We start from the raw sequence: 21,600 nt of genomic DNA, 5'->3' as shown, positions 1-21,600 counted from the left end.
CGCCTCGGCGGGGGTCTGGGCCGATAGAATTCCGACCATGGCGTTCTCTGCTCGGCGGGTCACACGTGAGCAGGTGGATTCCGACGTACGTCGCCGGCTGGCTCGACTGAAGTCGAAGCGGTGGCACGTGCTGCAGGCCGCGGGGGCGGCGGGGGCGGCGTGGTTCATCGCGGCCGGTCTGCTCGGTCACGTCCAACCCGTCTTCGCGCCGATCGCGGCCGTGGTCAGTCTCGGCACCTCCTACGGACAGCGGTTGAGGCGGGTCACGGAGGTGACCATCGGGGTCGCGCTCGGGGTCTTCCTGGGCGACGTCGTGGTCCAGATCATCGGCGAGGGTGCCTGGCAGATGACCCTGGTGGTCGCGATGGCGATGTCGGTGGGCATCTTCATCTCCTCGGGCCAGGTCTTCCGCAACCAGGCCGCGGTGCAGTCGATCTTCGTGATGGGCCTGCTGCCGACGCCCGGTGCGGCGTTCACGCGCTGGACCGACGCGCTGATCGGTGGTGCGGTGGCACTGGTGGCCGCCTCGATCGTGCCGGCCGCACCGCTGCGGCGACCCGGGGAGCAGGCGGCCGTGGTCGCTAGGAAGATCGCCTCGCTGCTGCGTGCCGCCGGCCAGGTGATGCTCGATGCGGATGCTGTCCATGGACTCAAGGTGCTCGCCGACGCGCGTGCGACCGACCCGCTGATCCGCGAGCTGCAGGATGCCTCCGACGAGGGCATGTCGGTGCTGGCCGTCTCGCCGTTCCGGTTCCGACATCGCAGCCACGTACATCGGATGGCCGAGCTCGTCGAGCCCCTCGACCGTGCGCTGCGCAGCACCCGGGTGCTGGTACGCCGCGCGGCGGTGTCGGCCTATCGCGGGGACGTCGTGCCGGAGAGCTACTACCAGCTGGCGTTCGGGCTCGCCGACGCCGTCGACGTGGTCGAGGCCGAGCTGGCCGAGGGCCGCAGCCGGGACGGACTGAGCCACGAGTCCAGGTCGGTGCTGCTGGCGATCGGCGAGCAGTCGGCCGAGGTGGAACGTACGGAATCGCTCAACGCCGAGGTCATCCTCGTCCAGATCAGGTCGATCATCGTCGACCTGCTCGGGGTCACCGGGATGGGGCAGTTCGAGGCGACCGACGCCCTGCCGCCGCTGCCGCCTCGCTGAATGTTCACCGAGGTAACTCGGTGAACGCGTGCTTACCTCGCGGAACTCCACGAGGTAAGTGACGGCTGACCGAGTTACCTCGGTCAGCATCCGCGCTAGAGCGACCCGCGCAGATCACGTACGACCGAGTCGACCACCGCGACCAGATCACCTTCAGTGGACGCGGCGATGGCGCGTTGTCGCTGGTAGGAGGCGCCTTTGTGAATGATGTCGTGCACCCCGGCGAGCTCCTTCTCGCAGCCGAGGCGGGCAGCCACCGGCTCCAGCCGCACCAGCAGGTCGGCGAGGTCCTCGGTGACCAGTCTCTCCTCAGAGGCGCCGTTGAGGATTACGATCGCGTCGAGCCCGTAGCGGGCCGCGCGCCACTTGTTCTCCTGGACGTGCCACGGCGGCATCGTGGCGATGGGCTCCCCGGCAGCCACCCGCGCGTCCAGGTCGACGCAGAGGCAGTGCGCCAGCGCGGCGATCGCACCCAGCTCCTGGATGGTGGCGACGCCGTCGCAGATCCGGTTCTCGATGGTGCCGAGCCGCGGCGAGGGCCGGATGTCCCAGCGGATCTCGCTGATGTCCTCGATCACGCCGGTGGTCGTCTGGTCCGAGACGTACGCCTCGAACTCCTCCCACGCCGCGAACTGGAACGGCAGCCCGGCGGTCGGCAACTGCTGGAACATCAGGGCCCGGTTGGACGCATATCCGGTGTCCACGCCCGCCCAGATCGGCGACGACGCCGACAGCGCCTGGAAGTGGGGGTAGTAGGTCAGCAGCCCGTTGAGCACCGGCAGCACGCGCTCGCGCGAGGGCAGCCCGACGTGCACGTGCACACCCCAGATCAGCATCTGGCGTCCCCACCACTGGGTGCGGTCGATCAGCTCCTGGTAGCGATGCCCGGCAGAGAGCTCCTGCGTGGTCCACGACGCGAACGGGTGGGTCCCGGCGCCGAAGAGGTCCACGCCGAGGTCGTCGCCGGCGCTCACGACACCCGCGGTCGTCTCCCGGATCTGGTCCATCGCCTCCTCGACGCTCTCGCAGACCCCGGTCACGATCTCGACGGTGTTGCGCAGCAGCTCCTTGTGGATCCGCTCTGGGTTGGGGACCCGCGGCTTGGCGCGGGCGAAGAGGTGGTCGGCGACGTTGACCAGGTCCCTGGTCTCGCGATCGACGAGAGCAAGCTCCCACTCGACGCCGAGCGTCGGCCGTGGCGAGGGATGGAAGTCGATCCGCATGTATCGAGCGTTCCTTGAGCGGGCGTGTTTGTCGAGCACCGTGGATGCCTGTCGGTCACCGGGCCAATGGCACCCTGTGACGGTGGACGCACGCGAGGTGAATCTGACTCTGGACTTCTGCCTCCGCGTCGGTGAGCTGTTGATCTCGACCGGCGCCGGGGCGGCTGACGTGACCGCGACGATGAGGTCGCTCGCCCAGCATCTGGGACTGCGCGAGGCCGAGGTCGACGTCACCTACACCAGCCTCTCGATGAGCTTCCAGGGCGATCCCGAGGCGATCCCGGTGCACACCACCCGTCAGGTCAAGCACCGCACCATCGACTATGACCACCTGACCGCGGTCGACCATCTGGTCCGCCAGGTCGTACGCGACGAGGTCGACCTCCAGGGAGCCCGGATCGCGCTCGGCCGGATCATCTCCGGCGGCCACCGCCGGCCGCGCTGGGCGGTGACGCTCGGCATGGCACTGATGGCCGCGGCGTTCACGGTCTACGTCGGTGGTGAGATCCGCGTGATCATCCTGGCCTTCATCTCCGGTGCCACGATCGACCAGCTCCAGCACTACCTCCACCGTCGCTGGCGGCTGCCGCTCTTCTACCTGCAGGTCGCCGGGGCCGGCGTGGCCACGCTGCTGGCTGTCGTCGCCGCGGCGCTGCCGCTGGACCTGGACGTCTCCACCTCGATCACCGCCAACATCACCGTGATGCTGGCAGGCATCAGCTTCATGGGTGCCCTGCAGGACGCGCTCACGGGCTTCCACGTCACCGCCAGCGCCCGGATCCTGGAGGCACTGGTCTCCACGGCAGGGATCATCGCCGGGGTCACCGGCGGACTGGTCTTCGCGGCCGCGGTCGGGGTGCCGATCCACGGGGCGGTGACCGGCAACGTCACCACGCTGCAGTCGATCACCCTGGCCACCGTCGGCGGAGCGGTCGGCGCTGCGGCCTTCGCCTACGCTGCGTACGCGCCCAAGCGGACGCTGGCACCGATCGCGGTCATCGCCGGTATCGCCGTGGTCCTGTCGATCGCCGTGCCCGGGGACGTCGGACGTACGTGGCGGGTGGCCGTCTCCGCCCTCTTCATCGGTCTGGTCGCCTACTCGGTCGCCACCCGGCTGAAGGTGCCGCCGCTGGTCATCGTGGTCTCCTCGGTCGTGCCGTTCCTGCCCGGCTACTCGATCTACCGCGGGCTCACCATGCTCGCCCAGGAGACGCCGGCGACCACCTCGGTCGGCCTGGTCGCCCTCTTCACCGCGGCCTCGGTCGCGCTGGCGCTCGCCTCCGGCGTCTACCTGGGCGAATACATCGCCCAGCCGCTCAGCCGACGGTCATGGCGCATCGAGACACGTCTGTCCGGGCCGCGCCTCGTCGGTCCGCTGCGAAAGGACAAGTCCACTCCGGTGGTGCCTGCGGCCGAGACGGACTCGTAGGCCGGCAGCGGGGGCGCTTGTTCGTCTAGGTATGCAGAGAAACCGTCACATCCCAAGCGGAGTTCCGCGAGGGATGTGACGGTTCGGCTACATACCTAGACGAACAAGCGCATCGAACCAGCGCTCGGTGGTGACATCGTCGTACGGCGCCCGGCTCTCCTTGACCGCGAGGAAGACGCGCTCGGCGGACTCCTCGGTCATCGAGATGATCTCGGGCGGATAGCCGTACTCGAGCTGGTGGTGCTCGAACTCGTCCTCGTCATCGATGTAGACCGAGCCGTCGAACTTCTTGACCACGTCGAGGTCCAGGTCGATGCAGGTCACCGTCGAGTCCTGCCACTGCGGCGGGGTGCACATGTCGATGTAGATCTGCGAGCTCACGCGGGTGTTGGGCCGGTTGAAGGCGGGGAAGTGCGCCGCGTCGTGGTGGGGGACGAGGCTGACCGACTCCCAGTCGGCGACCCAGCCGTGCCCGGGACGGGCGAACTCGGTGCCGACCGGATGGCCGATCCACTCGCCGTGCTCGTCCTCGCCGAGGTAGAGGCCGGCGAAGGACCAGTGAGGCCGGCCACCCCATTTCGTGAACTCGACACGAACAGGATGACCGGCCTCGAAGCGCATGGCGCTCAGTCTAGGGTCGCGTGCGGGCCTCAGCCGTTCTTCTTCGGCATCACGTACTTCGCGCCGAGGGCGATCAGGTCCTGGTAGCGCGAGCCGGTGAACTTGCCGAAGTTGTGGATCACGTGGGCGTCGAGGCCGACCAGCACGCGGGCCTGCTTCTTCTCGATGCCCTTGATGATGATCTCGGCGGCGCGAGCCGGCTCCATCTTGGCGAGCTTCTCGTCGAAGAACTTCGCGGTCGCGGCCTGGTCGTCCTTGGCCGAGACGCGGGCGCTGCGGGCGACCGCGGTCTTGATGCCGCCGGGGTGGACCGAGGTGACACCGACGTTGTGACCGTCGATCAGCATCTCCTCGCGCAGCGCCTCGGTGAAGCCGCGCACGGCGTACTTCGCCGCGTTGTAGAACGCCTGGTCGGGCATCGAGACCAGCCCGAACAGCGAGGAGATGTTCACGATGTGCGCGTCGCCGGACTCGATGAGGGACGGCAGGAAGAACTTCGTGCCGTGCACGACGCCCCACCAGTCGATGCCCATGATCCAGTCGATGTCCTCCCAGTCGAGGTCGTTGACCCGACCGGACAGGGCGACGCCGGCGTTGTTGATCACCACGTTGACCTGGTTGAAGTGGGCGATCACGCCCTCTGCGTATGTCTCGAACGCCTCGCGGTCTGCCACGTCGAGCTTGTCTGCCTTGATCTCGCGGGCGCCGGCCTGCTTGGCGAGCTCGACGGTCTCGGCCAGACCGGCCTCGTTGACGTCGGAGAGCGCCAGCCGGGCGCCGCGGCCGGCGAGGTCGACCGCCAGGGCGCGGCCGATCCCGGAGCCGGCTCCGGTGAGTACGACTACCTTGTCGTCGAAGGACTTCATGCGGGGACACTCTCCTTGATCGGGGCGGTGGTGGTCGCTGCGGTGACCACGTACTTGTCGACGTCGAACTTGCTGGTCAGATGGCGGAACAGGAACGTGAAGCTCGGCCACAGGGTGGTGTTGCGGCCGTGCTCGTCGAGATACCACGACGCGCACCCGCCCTCGGACCAGACGGTGTTCGCCATCTTGCCCTGCAGGTCGTCGTTCCAGGCCGAGGTGGCGTCCTCGGTCGGCTCGACCGTGGCGTAGGCGTTGGTACGCATGGTGCGGATCGCATCGCGGACGTAGGCCACCTGCGACTCGATCATGTAGACCATCGAGGAGTGGCCCAGGCCGGTGTTGGGGCCGACGATGAAGAACAGGTTGGGGAACTCGGGGACCGTGGTGCCCTTGTAGGCGCTCATCCCGGTCTCCGCGAACCGCTCCGCCATCGTGCGGCCCTTGCTGCCGGTGAGGGCGTGGGCGATCGGGAGATCTGTGGTGTAGAAGCCGGTCGCTACGACGAGGACGTCGATCTCGCGGGTGGTGCCGTCCTTGGCGACGATCGCGTTCTCGCTCACCTGGGCGATGCCGTCGGTGATCAGATCGACGTTGTCGGCGGCCAGCGCCGGGTAGTAGGCGTTGGAGATCAGCGTGCGCTTGCAGCCGAGGGTGTAGTCGGGGGTGACCTTGCGGCGCAGCTCGGGGTCCTTGATGCCGCGACGGATGTTGTTCCTCGCCATGAGCTCGTGGGCCTTGGTCAGCTGGGGCTGCACGGCGAGGCCGAGGACGCGGACCTCGAGGCCCCAGTAGACCGCCGCGCGGGCGAGTCGCTGGACGCCGGGGACGTGACGGAAGGCGGCCTTCTCGAGCTTGGAGTAGCGGTGCTCGTTGCGGGGGAGGACCCAGGGTGCGGTGCGCTGGTAGACGTCGAGACGGGCAGCCTTCTTCTGGATCTCCGGGACGATCTGGATCGCGCTGGCGCCGGTGCCGATCACCGCGACGCGCTTTCCGGTGAGATCGATGTCGTGGTTCCACTTCGCGGAGTGGAAGATCTCGCCCTGGAAGGTGTCGATGCCGGCGATGTCCGGGAGCCTGGGCTCGGAGAGTGCGCCGGGGCCAGCGATGACGGTGGTCGCTGCGTACGTCTTCTTCCCGGCCTTGCCCTCGGTCTCGACGAGCCAGCGCTGCCGGTTCTCGTCCCAGGTCGCGGCGGTCATCGCGGTGTCGAAGACGAAGCGGTCCAGCGTGCCGGATCCTTCGGCGACCTTGTTGATGTACGCCTCGATCTCCGGCTGCGGCGAGAAGCTCATCGACCAGTCGGGGTTGAGCGCGAAGGAGTAGCTGTAGAGCTGGCTGGGCACGTCGCAGGCGGCACCGGGGTAGGTGTTGTCGCGCCAGGTGCCGCCGACGCCGGAGCCCTTCTCGATGACGACGAAGTCGCGCTCGCCGTCCTCCTCGAGCTTGATCGCCGCGCACAGGCCTCCGAAGCCGGCACCGACGATCAGGTGGTCGACAGGGGTGAGGTCAGCAGTGGTCATACTTCGAGTATGGCTTGCTTATTGAACAGGTGTCAATAGGATGGACGGCATGAGCCAACGCACGAGACTGACGCCCGAGCAGCGTCGCGAGCAGCTGCTCGACCTGGGCATTCGCCTCTTCGCGAACCACTCCCTCGACGAGATCTCCATCGACGTGGTGGCGCGCGAGGCCGGCATCTCGCGCGGGCTGCTCTACCACTACTTCGGCGACAAGATGGCCTTCCGTGAGGCGGTCGTACGCCGCGCCGCCGACGCTCTCGTCGCCCAGACCGCGCCGCCCGAGGCAGGGGATCCGGTCGAGCGCCTGCTGGCGTCGATGACCGCCTATGTGGACTTCGTCGACGCCAACTACGAGGGATACGTCTCGATGGTTCGCGGCGCTGCGAGCGACCCGGTCCTGCGCGCGATCTACGACGAGGCCTTCGGTGCCCTCGGTGCCCGCATCTTCGAGGCCGACGTCGACTTCGTCGCCGACACCGCGGCCGCCCGGCTGATCGTCAGGGGATGGCAGGCGATGTCCGAGGAGCTGGTCCTGTCGTGGAAGGCCGACTCGGCCGGGTTGTCGCGCGAGGAGCTGCTCGGGGTGCTGGCGGGGTCGCTGCCGGTGCTGTTGGAGTTGCTGGGTCCGGGGTCGGGGTCGGGGTCGGGGTCGGCTGTAACACGTCGTTCGTAGGACTATCCGGTCGTTATAAAAGGCGAGTAGTCCTACGAACGACGTGTTACACGCGCGGAGGAGCGGCCCGCGGATCAGTCACGCGGACCCAACCGATCCGGCTCCGATTACGTCAACAGGGCGTCGGGGGTCGGAGTCGGAGGAGGAGATCGTTGAGCAGGGACGAGGAGTTCACCGCCTACGTCAGGGAGAGACGCGCGCATCTGTTCCGCGCGGCCTACCTGCTGTGCGGTGACGAGCATCGTGCCGAGGACATCGTGCAGCTGACGCTGTCGAAGGTGTACTCGGCATGGCGAAAGGTGCGGAAGGCCGACAGCGTCGATGCCTACGTACGCCGGGTGCTGGTCAACAGCCACCTGGACGAAGGCCGCCGTCCGTGGCGGCGTGAACGATCGGGCGAGGTCGCCGACCACCCGGTACCGACCGGCCTGGGCGCCGAGGAGGTCGACGAGCTCTGGACTGCGCTGCGATCCCTTCCCGCAGGTCAGCGCCGCGTTGTCGTGCTCCGGCACTACTGGGGGCTGTCGGTCGAGGAGACCGCCGCCGACCTCGGTATCAGTGGCGGAACGGTCAAGAGCCAGACCTCGGCGGCCCTGGCCAACCTGCGACGCACCCTCCGTCCTGGCCTTGCTGCTCCTGATGCTGCCCGAGGAGGCCGGCGATGAACACCTTCGACGATGACACCCTCCTGCGCGAGGGTCTCTACCGCATCGGCGGCACCGCTCCGGTCCCGCGCATCGACCCGTCCGAGGACATCCGTCGCGGCCGCCGGCGCGTGCGCCGGAACCGCCTTGTTGCCACCGCCGGGACCGTCATGGCCGTCGGGGTCATCGCCCTCGGCGGGGTGGCGCTGCGGCCGGTCATCGCGGACCGAGCCACAGATCCAGCAGGTTCCCCGACCTCGACATCGACCTCGGTGAGCAGGGCCGAGTCGGTCGCGCAGGCGCTACCCAGCACCTTCGACCTCGCGATCACCCTGACCTTCGAGGGCAACGCCGTCGAGGCAGGCGTCCCCGACGTGGTGATGAAGCCGATGCATGCCGCGACTGACGAGGCCATCACGATCTGGACTGCGAAGGCGGAGCGGATCGACGCCGGAGAGGACCAAGAGCTCGCGGCTGCCATCTCCGGGGTCCAGCGGTCGTTGGAAGCCCTGCCGGAGACGCGATCCAAGATCCGTACGAAAGAGACTCGGGTGGAGGGGGCGTTGGCCTATGCGTCACTCTCCGACGACCTCCTCGCGATCTCGACGCTCGTGCCGCCTGTCGGCGACGCCGAGATCGACGCCGAAATCGAGGCGCTCGGCCACCTGCGCTCGGCTTTCGAATCGTTCCGTAGGGAGCAGGCCATCATGACGACTGCGCTCGCCAAGCGGGAAGTGATGCAGCGTATGGGCGCTGCGGGCGAGTCTCTCAGCAAGGCGGAGCTCGCCGATCTCGCAGACGCCGAGGCCACCTGGCGTCGATCGCTCGCGGACTTCCACACCTCGACCTCGGACCGTCAGCGCGAGTCTCTTGACCTGATCACCCGTGGCACCGCGACCGAGGGGGCGATCGGCGCTCCCGCGCAGCAGGTGGTGGACCAGATCCTGTCCGCCGGCAACCTCGATCGCGTCACGATGGTCCCGGACGAGTACGTGATGTTCTGCACCGAGCTGATCCGAGCAATGCAGAAGCTGTCGGTCGCGGCCGCGAACGAGATCATCGAGGATCTGGCCGCCCTCGACTGAGCTCCAGAGCCCGGATACGACGGGACGTTCTCGTGGTCTACCAGCTGGTAGCCGACAAGAACGTCCCGTCGTATCGCTGGGGTCAGGCCTTGACGGCCGCCTCGAGCTGATCGAGGGCCCAGTTCAGGTCGTCCTCGGTGATCACCAGGGGCGGGGCGAGGCGGATCGTGCTGCCGTGGGTGTCCTTGGCGAGTACGCCGCGGGCGAGGAGGCGCTCGCAGATCTCGCGGCCGGTGCCGATGGCCGGGTCGATGTCGACGCCGGCCCACAGGCCGCGGGAGCGGAACCCGACGATGCCGTTGCCGACCATCGCCAGCAGACGGTCGCTCAGGATCTGGCCGAGCGCCTCGGCGCGGGCCTGGAACTCGCCGGTCTCGAGGAGGTCGACGACGGCGGTGCCGACGGCGCAGGCGAGCGGGTTGCCGCCGAAGGTGGAGCCGTGCTGGCCGGGGCCGATCACGCCGAGGACGTCGCGGTCGGCAACGACGGCCGAGACGGGGACGATGCCGCCGCCGAGCGCCTTGCCGAGGATGTACATGTCCGGCTTCACCCCGGCGTGGTCGCAGGCGAAGGTGTAGCCCGTGCGGCCCAGGCCGGCCTGGATCTCATCGGCGGCGAAGAGCACGTTCTCGCGGGTGCAGAGCTCGCGCAGCCCGATCAGGAAGTCGTCGGCGGGGATGACGACGCCGGACTCGCCCTGGATCGGCTCGACCAGCACAGCCACCGTGTTGGGGGTGATGGCGGCCTCGATCGCGGCGAGGTCGGCGTAGGGGACCATCACGAAGCCGGGGGCGAACGGGCCGAAGCCATCGCGCGCGTCGGCGTCGTCGGAGAAGCCGACGATCGTGGTGGTGCGGCCGTGGAAGTTGCCGGCCATCACGATGATCTCGGCCTGGTCGGCGGGGACGCCCTTCACGTCGTAGCCCCACTTGCGGGCGACCTTGATCGCGGTCTCGACCGCCTCGGCACCGGTGTTCATCGGCAGCACCATGTCCTTGCCGCACATCGCGGCCAGGCGGGCGGTGAACTCGGCGAACTGGTCGTGCACGAACGCACGCGAGGTCAAGGTGACCTTGTCGAGCTGCTCACGGGCAGCGGACAGCAGAGCGGGGTGGCCGTGACCGAAGTTCAGCGCGCTGTAGCCGGCCAGCATGTCGAGGCAGCGGCGACCGTCGACGTCGGTCACCCAGGCACCCTCGGCGTGGCTGATCACCACCTCGAGAGGGTGGTAGTTGTGCGCGGAGTGTGCCTCGGCAGCCGCAAAGGCGGCGGGGGTCAGGCTGGTCGCAACGGTGTCCTGAGCCTCGTTGAGCAGGGTCATTCGCACTCCTCCATCTCGTGGGGTCCTGGTGATCTGAGCAGGATCATCTGATTGTCAGACAATCCTACGATCAGGGTACGCCACATGTCCCATCGCTGTCGCCGACTCGGTCGCTCGGCAGCCGAGGCGTACGCCTTGATTTGTCTCTGCTATGCGGCGGCTCGTAACCTTGTTCGGTCGTGACTCCTGCCGCGTCCTGCTGTGTTTGATCCTCTTGGTTCGCACGTCGGGGACGCAGATCCGGATGACTGTCGCTGGGAGCTCCCAGAGGCAGGGCAAGCCGGGCCGTGTTCGTCAGAAGCCACGCAGCAACATCCCGCCGCTGCACCCGCTGGGCGGGCACTACGAACTAAGAAGGCACACGTGCGTACTTACGCTCCCAAGCCTGGCGACATCGAGCGCGCCTGGCTCGTGATCGACGCGGCCGATGTCCGTCTCGGCCGCCTCGCCGTCCAGACCGCTGAGCTCCTCCGCGGCAAGCACAAGGCGATCTTCGCGCCCAACGCGGACACCGGCGACTTCGTCATCATCATCAACGCCGAGAAGGTCTCCCTCTCCGGCAACAAGGCCAAGACCAAGCTGTCCTACCGCCACTCGGGCTACCCGGGCGGTCTGACCGCGACCCCGATCGGCGAGATCCTCGAGAAGGACGCTCGCAAGGCGATCGAGACCGCTGTGTGGGGCATGCTGCCGAAGAACAAGCTCGGCCGTCAGATGCTCAAGAAGCTCAAGGTCTACTCCGGTCCGACGCACCCGCACGTCGCGCAGCAGGCCGTTCCGTTCGAGATCAAGCAGATCTCCCAGTGAGCCAGGACCAGGACATGACTGAGAACACCGCAGAGGTCGAGGAGACCTTCGAGACCGACGAGCAGGGCGTTGCTTTCACCTCCGAGAGCGCCCCGTCCGCCGACACCCCCGAGCGCCCGGCGACCATCGCCCCGGCTGCCGCCACCGGCCGCCGCAAGGAGTCCGTGGCCCGCGTCCGGATCGTCCCGGGCACCGGTTCGTGGACCATCAACGGTCGCACCATCGAGGACTACTTCCCCAACAAGCTGCACCAGCAGATCGCGAACGAGCCGTTCGCCGCGCTGCAGCTCGAGGGCCGCTTCGACGTGATCGCCCGTATCGACGGCGGCGGCATCGCCGGCCAGGCCGGCGCGCTGCGTCTCGGCGTGGCCCGCTCGCTCAACATCGTTGACGAAGAGGCCAACCGCCCGACCCTGAAGAAGGCCGGTCTGCTGACCCGCGACGCTCGCGTCGTGGAGCGGAAGAAGGCCGGTCTCAAGAAGGCCCGTAAGGCTTCGCAGTTCAGCAAGCGCTGATCGCCCAAGAGATCGCCTAGCATTGTTGGGGTGCCTCGGCTTGCCGAGGCACCCCAACTCTTTTCGGGCGGGGGCCGACGTACGTAGGAAAGAAGGTCACACGCACGTGGCACGCCTTTTCGGCACTGATGGAGTTCGCGGTCTCGCGAACGGCGAGGTTCTCACCGCCTCGCTCGCCCAGAACCTGGCGACGTCTGCAGCACTGGTCCTGACCGAGGAGCTGCGGGTGGTCTCGACAGGCTCGGGGCCACTCCGTTCAGACCCCGATGGACCGCGCAAGCCGCTGGCCGTCATCGGCAACGACTCGCGCGTCTCGGGACAGTTCCTGCAGGCGACGGTCGCCGGCGGTCTGGCCTCGGCCGGCTGCGACGTGATCGAGGTGGGCGTGCTGCCGACCCCGGGGGTCGCCTATCTCACGGCGGCTCTTCAGGCTGATCTCGGCGTGGTCATCTCGGCCTCGCACAACCCGATGCCCGACAACGGCATCAAGTTCCTCCAGCGCGGCGGGCACAAGCTCGACGACGTGCTCGAGGACCGGATCGAGGCGCACCTCGACGAGCCGTGGGACCGCCCGACCGGCGCATCGGTGGGCCGGATCTCGTTCCACGAGAACCCTGTGGAGGCGTACGCAGCCCACTTGGTCTCCACGCTCGAGCAGCGCCTCGACGGACTGACCGTCGTCGTCGACTGCGCCAACGGCGCTGCGGCCACTGCGGGCCCGCTGGCCCTGCGCGAGGCCGGCGCGACGGTGATCGCGATCAACGACGTCAACGACGGGCTCTCGATCAACGACGGCGTCGGCTCGACCCACCCGGAGATGCTGCAGAAGGCGGTCGTCGAGCACGGCGCCGACGTCGGGTTCGCCTGGGACGGCGACGCCGACCGCTGCCTGGCCGTCGATGGCGAGGGCAACCTCGTCGACGGCGACCAGCTCATCGCGATCCTCGCCCTCGGGCTCCACGACGCCGGCCGGCTCCCGGGCGACACCGTGGTCGTCACTGTGATGAGCAACCTCGGTTTCGTCAAGGCGATGGAGGCCGCGGGCGTCCACGTGAAGCAGACCGCCGTGGGCGACCGCTACGTCCTCGAGGAGATGCGCCGCGGCGGCTATGCCATCGGTGGCGAGCAGTCCGGCCACATCATCATGAGCGAGCACGCCACCACCGGCGACGGCATCCTCACCGCGCTGCACGTCCTGCAGCGGATGACCCTCACCGGCCGCACCCTCGCCGACCTCGCCTCCGTCGTCACCCGACTCCCGCAGGTCCTGCTCAACGTCAAGGGCGTCGACAAGGCCCGATGCAAGACCGACTCCGGTCTCCTCGAGGCCGTCGCCGCCGAGGAGACCGCCCTCGCCGGCTCCGGGCGGATCCTGCTGCGCCCGTCCGGCACCGAGAACCTCGTACGCGTCATGGTCGAGGCTCCGACTCACCACGAGGCCGAGGCGTGTGCCGAGCGGCTCGCGGACGTCGTACGCGCGCGGCTCGCGCTCTGATCAACCACCGTCGGTCGAGCCGCCGGAGCCGCTAGGCGGAGGCGTGTCGAGACCAACACAGTCCATCGAGCGCTGATGGGACCGTGTTGGTCTCGACACGGGTTCGATCGTTCCTCACGAACCCGGCTCGACCAGCGGAGGGATCAGATCTTCCGCAGGCGTACGTAGCGGACGGAGTGGTCGCGGTCCTTGCGGAGGACGAGGGTGGCGCGGGAGCGGGTGGGGAGGACGTTCTCGCGGAGGTTCGGCCCGTTGATCTCGTTCCAGATCGCGGTGGCACGGGTGACGGCCTCGTCGTGGGACAGGGCGGCGTATTTGGTGAAGTACGACGACGGGTCGCGGAAGGCGGTCTCGCGCAGCCGCAGGAAGCGCTCGACGTACCACTGCTTGATGTCGCGCGAGTCGGCATCGACGAAGACGGAGAAGTCGAAGAAGTCGGAGAGGGCCAGCGAGATGGTGCCGTCGGCGCGGACCCGCGAGGGCTGCAGGACGTTGAGCCCCTCGAGGATGACGATGTCGGGCTTCTTGACTGTCACCGTCCGGTCGGTGACGTCGTAGGTCAGGTGTGAGTAGATCGGCGCGCGCACCTCGTCCTCACCAGACTTGAGGTCGACGAGGAAACGGAGCAGGGCCTTGCGGTCGTAGGACTCCGGGAAGCCCTTGCGCTCCATCAGGCCGCGCCGCTCGAGCTCGGCGTTGGGGTAGAGGAACCCGTCGGTGGTGACCAGCGCGACGTTGGGGTGCTCGGGCCAGTGGGCGAGCATCTGCTGGAGCACGCGGGCGGTGGTCGACTTGCCGACGGCGACGGACCCGGCGACGCCGATGACGAAGGGCGTACGCTCCGGCATCGCCTTGCCGAGGAACAGCTCCTGCTGGTCGTGGAGCCTGTCCGAGGCGCTGACGTAGAGGCTGAGCAGCCGACTCAGCGGCAGGTAGACCTCCTCGACCTCGTTGAGGTCGATCTGGTCGCCCAGGCCACGTAGCGACTCGATCTCGGCCTCGGTCAGCGGACTCTCGGTCTCGGTCGCGAGCTCTGCCCACGCGCTACGGTCGAGCTCGACGTAGGGCGAAGAGCCGCGGTCATCGCCGTGTGGCCCGGGGTGTGACATGGCAACGATTGTTACGCACCATCGCCGCCGCTTCCTTATGGGGCCCATGAGAGCCGTAGGATCATCGGCCATGTGCGGCATCGTTGGGTACGTCGGAGACCGGTCGGCGCAGGGCGTCGTGATCGATGGCCTGCGGAGGTTGGAGTACCGCGGCTATGACTCGGCGGGGATCGCCCTCGTGGCGGACCGCGAGCTGGCCGTGGACAAGAAGGCCGGCAAGCTCGCCAACCTGGAGAAGGCGATCGCGGACTCGCCGTTGCCTGCGTCGACGACCGGGATCGGCCACACCCGCTGGGCGACCCACGGCGGCCCGACCGACGGCAACGCCCACCCGCACGTCGGCCGCACCGGCCGCGTCGCGGTCGTGCACAACGGCATCATCGAGAACTTCGCCGAGCTGCGGGCCTCGCTGGAGAGCGACGGTCACGAGTTCACCTCGCAGACCGACACCGAGGTCGCGGCCCACCTGCTCGAGCGCGAGGTCGTCGGCGGAGCCGATCTGACCGTCGCGATGCAGAAGGTCTGCTCGATCCTCGAAGGTGCGTTCACCTTCGTCGCCATCGACGCCGAGGACCCGTCCAGGGTCGTCGCCGCCCGGCGCAACAGCCCGCTCGTGGTCGGTCTCGGCGAGGGGGAGTCGTTCCTCGGCTCCGACGTCGCCGCCTTCATCGAGCACACCCGCGAGGCCCTCGAGCTCGACCAGGACCAGGTCGTCACGATCACCCGCGAGGGGGCGACGGTCACCAACTTCGACGGCACCGTCACCGAGGGTCGCCGCTTCCACGTCGACTGGGACCTGGCCGCCGCCGAGAAGGACGGCCACGACTGGTTCATGCGCAAGGAGATCCTCGAGCAGCCTCGGGCCGTCGCCGACTCGTTGCTGGGGCGGCGTACGCCTTCGGGGTCTCTGCACCTCGACGAGATGCGGCTCGACGACGACGAGCTGCGCGAGGTCACCAAGATCATCATCATCGCCGCGGGGACGTCGTTCTACGCGGGCATGGTCGCGAAGTACGCCATCGAGCACTGGTGCCGGATCTCGGTCGAGGTCGAGCTGGCCTCCGAGTTCCGCTACCGCGACCCGATCCTCGACAACTCCACCCTCGTGGTGGCGATCTCGCAGTCCGGCGAGACCGCCGACACGCTGCAGGCGATCCGGCACGCGCGCTCGCAGCGCTCGAAGGTGCTGGCGATCTGCAACACCAACGGCTCCACGATCCCGCGCGAGTCCGACGCGGTCATCTACACCCACGCCGGCCCGGAGATCGGGGTCGCCTCGACCAAGGGGTACGTCACCCAGCTGGTCGCCTGCTACCTGCTCGCGCTCTACCTGGCCCAGGTCAAGGGCACCATGTACGGCGACGAGATCGACGGCGTGATGACCCAGCTCGAGGCGATGCCCGCGGCAGTCGAGAAGGTGCTGGAGACGGCGCCGCAGGTCTATGACCTCGCGCGTGAATATGCGGGCCGCCGGGCGTTCCTGTTCCTGGGGCGCCACGCCGGCTACCCGGTCGCGCTGGAGGGTGCGCTCAAGCTCAAGGAGCTCGCCTACCTGCACGCCGAGGGCTTCGCCGCCGGCGAGCTCAAGCACGGCCCGATCGCGCTGGTCGAGGAGGGGCTGCCGATCTGGTGCATCGTGCCCCCGCGCGGCCGCGACTTCCTGCACGACAAGATGCGCTCGGGGATCATGGAGGTGCGCGCTCGCGGGGCGCGGACCATCGCTCTGGTCGAGGAGGGCGACGACTCGGTCGACGCGGTCTCCGACACGATCATCCGGCTGCCCAAGGTGCCGGTGCTGCTCCAGCCGCTCGTCGCGGTCGTACCGTTGCAGCTCTTCGCCTGCCAGCTCGCCACCGAGCTCGGCTACGACGTCGACCAGCCCCGCAACCTCGCCAAGTCCGTCACGGTCGAGTGATGCGCTGATGGCTGTGATCGGAGTCGGGATCGACGTCTGCGACCTCGGACGCTTCGAGGAGTCGCTGGAGCGTACGCCGCGGCTGCGCGAGCGCCTGTTCACTCCCGCTGAGGCGACCAAGCCGATGGCGTCGCTGGCCGCCAGGTTCGCCGCGAAGGAAGCGCTCGCCAAAGCGCTCGGTGCCCCGCAGGGGATGGAGTGGCACGACGCCGAGGTGGTCTCGGAGTCGTCCGGGCAGCCGCGGTTCGAGCTCCGGGGCACGGTGCTGGCGCAGGCCACGAAGCTCGGGGTCGTCACCGTCCATCTCTCGCTCTCCCACGATGCCGGGATCGCCTCGGCCATGGTCGTCCTGGAGGACTGACAGGGCTTGATCGAGCCCTTCGGCGCTTGATCGAGCCCTTCGGTGTTGGATCGAGCCCTTCGGCCCGTCCGGTCCAGGGCCGGGACGCGTAGGCTTGGTCGCATGCGGCGTGCGCACTCGGTTGAGCAGGTCAGAGCAGCAGAGAGAGCCTTGATGGCGAGCCTGCCCGAAGGCGCCCTGATGCAGCGTGCGGCCGCCGGACTGGCCTACGCGGTCATCGATCACTTGGGCGGCGCCTATGGGAAACGGGTCGTGCTGCTCGTCGGGAGCGGGGACAACGGCGGAGATGCGCTGTACGCCGGGGCGCTGCTCGCGCGTCGTGGGGCATGGGTCGAGGCGTGGTTGCTGTCGGACCGGGCGCATGCGGGCGGGGTGGCGGCGTTGAGGGCGGCGGGAGGGCACTGTGTTGGTCTCGACACGGGTTCGTTCGTACCTCACGAAACCGGCTCGACCGACGGGGGCGCCGCTCGTCGAGCCGACGCAACGCTGGTCGAGCCGGGCGAGCGCCAGCGAGCCCGTGTCGAGACCAACACGGTTGATGTCGTGATCGACGGGATCGTGGGGATCGGCGGGAAGCCAGGCCTGCGCCCGGAGGCCGAGGCGGCGCTGGAGGGGCTCGCCGGGGTTCCTGTGGTCGCGGTCGACACGCCGAGCGGGGTCTGCGTCGATACCGGGGAGATCGACGGAGCTCACGTGAGCGCGGACCTGACCGTCTCTTTCGGCACCTACAAGCCGTGTCATCTGCTCGACCCGGCGGCCTCCGCGTGCGGCACGGTGCGGCTGGTCGACATCGGGCTCGAGCTGCCGGCGCCGATCATCGAGAGCCTCGAGGCCGTCGATGTGGCCGCCTTGATGCCGCGACCGGCGCCCGACGTGCACAAGTACAGCCGCGGCGTGGTCGGGCTGCGGGTCGGCAGCGCCACCTATCCCGGCGCTGCGCTGCTGGCCGTCTCCGGCGCCAACACCGGGCTCGCCGGGATGGTGCGCTACGTCGGCACCGCCTCGGAGTGGGTCAAACGGCTCCACCCGGAGGTCGTCGGCGACGGCCAGGCGCAGGCTTGGGTGGTCGGCTCCGGCAGCGCCGACGGTGCCAACAGTGCGCTCGCGTTCGCGCGGGCCAGCGGCGTACCGCTGGTCATCGACGCCGACAGCCTGCGTCCGCTGACCGGGCCGCTCGGTGTGCCCGCGATCCTGACGCCGCACGCAGGCGAGCTGGCGGCGCTGATCCGCGAGGACCGCGGCGACATCGAAGCGCGTCCGCTGCACTATGCGCGGCTCGCGGCCAAGCGGTTCGACGCCGTGGTGCTGCTCAAGGGGCGGCGTACCACGATCGCCTCACCCGACCCCGACACGCCGGTACGGGTCAACACGACCGGAACCTCATGGCTCGCCACCGCCGGGTCCGGGGACGTGCTCGGCGGGCTGATCGGCTCGCTGCTCGCTGCCGGGCTCGCCCCCATCGACGCCGCCTCGGCAGGGGCCTGGCTGCACGGCGCGGCTGCGACGCTGGCGAGCGCGGGTGGACCGGTCACTGCGAGCGGAGTCGCTGCCGCGATACCAGCCGTCATCCGATCCCTTCCTGCTGTCTCGCCCCCTTCCCGATAGAGCGCTGCGCACGAACTACCCTTGACACCATGTCACCGAGGCCAGCGACTCGGGCTCCGCTGCGGCGAGCCGAGATCGTCATCGACCTCGCCGCGATCCGACACAACGTCTCGCGGCTGAGGGAATATCTGCGTACGCCGATCATGACGGTCGTCAAGGCCGACGGCTACGGGCACGGCCTGGTCGAGGCCGCGCGGGCGGCCCGTGAGGGCGGCGCGGACTGGCTCGGGGTGGCCTCTGCCGACGAGGCACTCGCGTTGCGTGCGGCCGGCGACCAGGGTCGGTTGCTGGCGTGGTTGATCATGCCCAGCGAGCCCGTCGAGGACCTCGTGGCCGCAGACATCGACGTCACCGCCTACACCGTCACCGACCTGGAGAAGTTCGCCGCGGCCGGCGACGCCCTGGGACGTACGCCGCGGGTGCAGCTCAAGGTCGACACCGGGCTCTCCCGGGGCGGCGCGGCGTTCGCGGACTGGTCGAACCTGGTCGCGCTGGCGCGCATCCTCGAGGCCGAAGGGGCGCTCCGCGTCACCGGGATCTGGTCGCACTTCGCATCCGGGGAGGATCCCGCGGATCCGGCCAGCGCACTCCAGGAGAAGGTCTTCGCCGAGGCGGTCACGATCGCCGAGCAAGCGGGCCTGCGGCCCGAGGTACGCCACCTCGCCAACTCCGCGGGAGCGCTGCTGCGTCCCAGCGCGCGGCTGGATCTGGTGCGGGTCGGGGTCGCGACGTACGGCATCGACCCTGCGCCCGGCGTCGATGGATCGCCGTGGGCGGAGCTCGGGCTCGTTCCGGCGATGACCGTGCGGGCCGAGCTGGCGCTGGTGAAGCGGATCGACGCCGGCGCTGGCGTCTCCTACAACCACACCTGGGTGGCCGAGGAGCCGACGACGGTGGGGCTGATCCCGGTCGGCTACGCCGAGGGCATCCAGCGCCGCGCCGGAAACCGGGCGTCGGTGTGGGTCGGTGGGGTGCAGCGGCCCGTACGTGGCACCGTCTGCATGGACCAGATCATGGTCGACCTCGGCGACGACACCTCGATCGAGCCGGGTGCCGAGGTGGTCCTGTGGGGGACCGGCGCCGACGGTGAACCGACCGCCCAGGACTGGGCCGAGGCGAGCGAGACCATCGCCTACGAGATCGTCACCCGGATCGGCGGGCGGATGAAGCGGCGTTACGTCGACAGCGAGCAGGAAGGCGACCAATGAGCATCGCAACACGAGTCGGCCAGATCGCGGCCGGGACGTTGGGAGCGGCGGCGGTGGCCGCTGCCGCGCGGGGCGCGATGGTGGTCAAGAAGCGCCGTCGCGCGATCGAGGAACGCCCCACGGACCGGACTCCGCTCGGCACGCTGCGATCGTGCCCGGTCACCGTGGTGACCGCCGACGGCGTACCTCTTCACGTCGAGGTCGACGAGGTCGACCCGGCTCACAACGGCGGGTCGAGCGAGGTGACGCTCGTCTTCGTCCACGGCTACTGCCTCAACCTCGACTGCTGGCACTTCCAGCGGGCGGCGTACCGCGGTCTGGTGCGGTCGGTCTTCTACGACCAGCGCAGCCACGGTCGCAGCGGCCGGTCCTCGCTCGGCAACGCCACCATCGACCAGCTCGGTGACGATCTGCTCCGGGTGCTGGACGCGGTGGTGCCGGAGGGGCCGGTGATCCTGGTCGGCCACTCGATGGGTGGGATGACCATCGCCGCGCTCGCCGAGGACCATCCCGAGCTCTTCGCTCCCTACGACGAGGGCGGCCGAATCATCGGCGTCGCCCTGATCTCGACGACCGCAGGTGGCCTGGACCCGAGCCGGCTGTTGATCCCGGTGCTTCCGGCCAAGCTGTCCGGCGGGATCGCCAACCGCACCATCAGGACGCTCGCGAGGGGGCATGGGATCGTCGACCGGTTCCGCGCCATGGGGGCCTCGGTGGCGACCGTGTTCACCGACGTGTTCGCCTTCGGGGACGAGGTGCCCGAGACGTACGTCCAGTTCGTCGACGGACTGCTCTCGCAGACGCCGTTCGAGGTCGTCGCAGAGTTCTTCCCGAGCTTCCGCGCGCTGGACAAGTTCTCGAGCGTCGCCGCGATGGGGCGGGTGCCGACCACGATCATCTGCGGCACCGCCGACCGACTCACCGGGATCGGTCACAGCCGCAAGCTGCACTCCTACATTCCCGGGTCGCGGCTGGTCGAGTGCGAGAAGGCCGGGCACATGGTCATCCTCGAGAGGCACGGTCAGGTCAACGCCGAGCTCGATCAGCTGCTGGCCTCGGCGACCCGGGATGCGGCTTCGGCATGACGCTCGTCTTCGAGCGGGTCGGGCCGGAGGCTGCGGCCGAGGTGCTCGGTATCGTCCGGGCTGCCTTCTCGGCCCGCCCGCCGTTGGACCCGCCGGCTGAGGCGCTCGGCGAGACCGAGGGATCGATGAAGGAGCGCCTCGCCGGGTTCGGGGGCGTGCTGGCGCGGTTGGACGGTGTCGCTGTCGGGGCCGTTCTCATGGACCCCGCGGACTTGACGATGTGGCTGCGCCGGTTCGCTGTTCTACCTGATCAGCAGGGTCATGGGGTGGCGCACAAGATGGTGACGTACGCCGCCGGAGTCGCGCGTGCGGAGGGTTTCGGCGACCTTGCGGTGATCGCGCGCGAGGAGCTTCCGGAGACGTTGCGGTTCTGGGAGCGGCAAGGCTTCAGGCGCGAGCGGGGCCGCGAGCAATCCCGGGCGGTACCTGAGATCCGGCTCCGTCGTCCGCTGAACGAGCACGTCGTCGAGGCACTCGACGCCGACGCCATGTTCGAGCTGGGCCGACGGGTGGCCGCGCTGGTCGACGCGGGGGACGTGCTCGTCCTCTCCGGCGGTCTCGGTGCCGGCAAGACCACCTTCACCAAGGGCCTCGGTGCCGGGCTCGGCGTACGTGGCGAGGTCACCTCCCCGACCTTCGTGATCGCTCGGGTGCATCCTTCGACCGTCGGCGGGCCAGAGCTCGTCCACGTCGACGCCTATCGACTCGGTGGGATCGAAGAGCTCGACGACCTCGATCTCGACACCGATCTCGACGATGCGGTCACGGTCGTGGAGTGGGGTGAGGGCCTGGCCGAAGGGCTCTCCGAGTCGCGGCTGGAGATCCGGATCGTGCGTGCCGAGGCTGACGAGGCTCCGCTGGACCTGGTCGAGGCGCCCGACGGCGCGGATCCTCGACGCGTGGAGATCGTCCCGGTCGGGGCCCGCTGGCGCGGCGTGGACCTCAGCGCGCTCTAGGCTGTGAGT

The 21,600-nt window shown here is 69.0% G+C and carries 20 protein-coding genes; 14 read left to right on the top strand and 6 right to left on the bottom strand.

The window, feature by feature from the left end; genetic code table 11:
- The first annotated feature begins 37 nt into the window (after positions 1–37).
- Positions 38–1,153 carry an FUSC family protein gene (locus IEY84_RS02090; protein WP_183541773.1) on the top strand — a complete coding sequence of 372 codons (1,116 nt, stop codon included), beginning with the start codon at positions 38–40 and terminating at the stop codon, positions 1,151–1,153.
- A gap of 95 nt (positions 1,154–1,248) precedes the next feature.
- Here the strand turns inward: IEY84_RS02090 and IEY84_RS02085 are convergent, their stop codons facing one another.
- Positions 1,249–2,376 carry a glutamate--cysteine ligase gene (locus IEY84_RS02085; protein ID WP_183541770.1) on the bottom strand — a complete coding sequence of 376 codons (1,128 nt, stop codon included), beginning with the start codon at positions 2,374–2,376 and terminating at the stop codon, positions 1,249–1,251.
- A gap of 82 nt (positions 2,377–2,458) precedes the next feature.
- Here IEY84_RS02085 and IEY84_RS02080 point away from each other — a divergent pair, with 82 nt between their 5' ends.
- A complete protein-coding gene (locus IEY84_RS02080; RefSeq protein WP_229788229.1) occupies positions 2,459–3,805 on the top strand; it encodes a threonine/serine exporter family protein in 1,347 nt (448 codons plus the stop codon).
- An 87-nt stretch (positions 3,806–3,892) separates the two neighbouring features.
- On the opposite strand, the gene IEY84_RS02075 is transcribed toward IEY84_RS02080, so the two are convergent.
- The 3 genes from IEY84_RS02075 to IEY84_RS02065 are packed head-to-tail and all read right to left on the bottom strand — an operon-like array spanning position 3,893 to position 6,812.
- On the bottom strand, positions 3,893–4,426 hold the full coding sequence (locus tag IEY84_RS02075) for a DUF402 domain-containing protein (protein WP_183541768.1): 534 nt from the start codon (positions 4,424–4,426) through the stop codon (positions 3,893–3,895).
- Positions 4,427–4,455: 29 nt separating this feature from the next.
- Positions 4,456–5,292 (bottom strand): SDR family NAD(P)-dependent oxidoreductase, encoded by an 837-nt coding sequence (locus IEY84_RS02070; RefSeq protein ID WP_183541766.1) that lies wholly within the window; start codon positions 5,290–5,292, stop codon positions 4,456–4,458.
- The gene (locus tag IEY84_RS02065; RefSeq protein WP_183541764.1) at positions 5,289–6,812 is read right to left on the bottom strand and encodes a flavin-containing monooxygenase; all 1,524 of its coding nucleotides are present in this window, start codon (positions 6,810–6,812) and stop codon (positions 5,289–5,291) included. The genes IEY84_RS02070 and IEY84_RS02065 overlap by 4 nt, the downstream gene beginning before the upstream one ends.
- Positions 6,813–6,861: 49 nt before the next feature.
- Here IEY84_RS02065 and IEY84_RS02060 point away from each other — a divergent pair, with 49 nt between their 5' ends.
- The 3 genes from IEY84_RS02060 to IEY84_RS02050 all read left to right on the top strand — a co-directional run bounded on the left by IEY84_RS02060 (position 6,862) and on the right by IEY84_RS02050 (position 9,214).
- Positions 6,862–7,485, top strand: coding sequence for a TetR/AcrR family transcriptional regulator (locus IEY84_RS02060; protein ID WP_229788227.1), 624 nt, complete (start codon positions 6,862–6,864; stop codon positions 7,483–7,485).
- A gap of 152 nt (positions 7,486–7,637) precedes the next feature.
- Positions 7,638–8,150: a SigE family RNA polymerase sigma factor gene (locus IEY84_RS02055; RefSeq protein ID WP_183541760.1), complete on the top strand. Its 513-nt coding sequence runs from the start codon at positions 7,638–7,640 to the stop codon at positions 8,148–8,150.
- Complete coding sequence (locus IEY84_RS02050) at positions 8,147–9,214, top strand: nitrate- and nitrite sensing domain-containing protein (protein ID WP_183541758.1); 1,068 nt, start codon at positions 8,147–8,149, stop codon at positions 9,212–9,214. Before IEY84_RS02055 ends, IEY84_RS02050 begins: the two co-directional genes overlap by 4 nt.
- Before the next feature lie 82 nt (positions 9,215–9,296).
- Here the strand turns inward: IEY84_RS02050 and rocD are convergent, their stop codons facing one another.
- Entirely contained in the window at positions 9,297–10,535 is a 1,239-nt protein-coding gene (gene rocD, locus IEY84_RS02045; protein ID WP_229788225.1) for an ornithine--oxo-acid transaminase, read from the bottom strand.
- Between the two features lie 363 nt (positions 10,536–10,898).
- Here rocD and rplM point away from each other — a divergent pair, with 363 nt between their 5' ends.
- From rplM to glmM, 3 genes are all read left to right on the top strand, one after another.
- A complete protein-coding gene (gene rplM, locus IEY84_RS02040; protein ID WP_183541756.1) occupies positions 10,899–11,342 on the top strand; it encodes a 50S ribosomal protein L13 in 444 nt (147 codons plus the stop codon).
- Positions 11,343–11,356: 14 nt separating this feature from the next.
- Positions 11,357–11,857 carry a 30S ribosomal protein S9 gene (gene rpsI, locus IEY84_RS02035; protein WP_183541754.1) on the top strand — a complete coding sequence of 167 codons (501 nt, stop codon included), beginning with the start codon at positions 11,357–11,359 and terminating at the stop codon, positions 11,855–11,857.
- A 106-nt stretch (positions 11,858–11,963) separates the two neighbouring features.
- Positions 11,964–13,352: a phosphoglucosamine mutase gene (gene glmM, locus IEY84_RS02030; RefSeq protein WP_183541752.1), complete on the top strand. Its 1,389-nt coding sequence runs from the start codon at positions 11,964–11,966 to the stop codon at positions 13,350–13,352.
- 143 nt (positions 13,353–13,495) lie between these two features.
- On the opposite strand, the gene coaA is transcribed toward glmM, so the two are convergent.
- Positions 13,496–14,461, bottom strand: a complete 966-nt coding sequence (gene coaA, locus IEY84_RS02025) for a type I pantothenate kinase (RefSeq protein WP_183541750.1) — start codon at positions 14,459–14,461, stop codon at positions 13,496–13,498.
- A gap of 70 nt (positions 14,462–14,531) precedes the next feature.
- On the opposite strand from coaA, the gene glmS reads away from it, so the two are divergent.
- The 6 genes from glmS (at position 14,532) to tsaE (ending at position 21,591) form a co-directional block, all read left to right on the top strand.
- On the top strand, positions 14,532–16,376 hold the full coding sequence (gene glmS, locus IEY84_RS02020; protein WP_183541749.1) for a glutamine--fructose-6-phosphate transaminase (isomerizing): 1,845 nt from the start codon (positions 14,532–14,534) through the stop codon (positions 16,374–16,376).
- A gap of 7 nt (positions 16,377–16,383) precedes the next feature.
- Positions 16,384–16,737 (top strand): holo-ACP synthase, encoded by a 354-nt coding sequence (locus IEY84_RS02015; RefSeq protein WP_183541746.1) that lies wholly within the window; start codon positions 16,384–16,386, stop codon positions 16,735–16,737.
- A gap of 153 nt (positions 16,738–16,890) precedes the next feature.
- Positions 16,891–18,342 carry a bifunctional ADP-dependent NAD(P)H-hydrate dehydratase/NAD(P)H-hydrate epimerase gene (locus tag IEY84_RS02010; RefSeq protein ID WP_229788223.1) on the top strand — a complete coding sequence of 484 codons (1,452 nt, stop codon included), beginning with the start codon at positions 16,891–16,893 and terminating at the stop codon, positions 18,340–18,342.
- Between the two features lie 29 nt (positions 18,343–18,371).
- Positions 18,372–19,550 carry an alanine racemase gene (alr, locus tag IEY84_RS02005; RefSeq protein WP_183541742.1) on the top strand — a complete coding sequence of 393 codons (1,179 nt, stop codon included), beginning with the start codon at positions 18,372–18,374 and terminating at the stop codon, positions 19,548–19,550.
- Positions 19,547–20,635 (top strand): alpha/beta fold hydrolase, encoded by a 1,089-nt coding sequence (locus IEY84_RS02000; protein WP_183541740.1) that lies wholly within the window; start codon positions 19,547–19,549, stop codon positions 20,633–20,635. Before alr ends, IEY84_RS02000 begins: the two co-directional genes overlap by 4 nt.
- Positions 20,632–21,591, top strand: coding sequence for a tRNA (adenosine(37)-N6)-threonylcarbamoyltransferase complex ATPase subunit type 1 TsaE (tsaE, locus tag IEY84_RS01995; protein WP_183541737.1), 960 nt, complete (start codon positions 20,632–20,634; stop codon positions 21,589–21,591). The genes IEY84_RS02000 and tsaE overlap by 4 nt, the downstream gene beginning before the upstream one ends.
- Positions 21,592–21,600 lie beyond the last annotated feature (9 nt).

Origin of the sequence: Nocardioides albus (assembly GCF_014648255.1) — a bacterium.
Lineage (GTDB): Bacteria > Actinomycetota > Actinomycetes > Propionibacteriales > Nocardioidaceae > Nocardioides > Nocardioides albus.
This window is presented reverse-complemented; position numbering and strand designations above follow the sequence as displayed.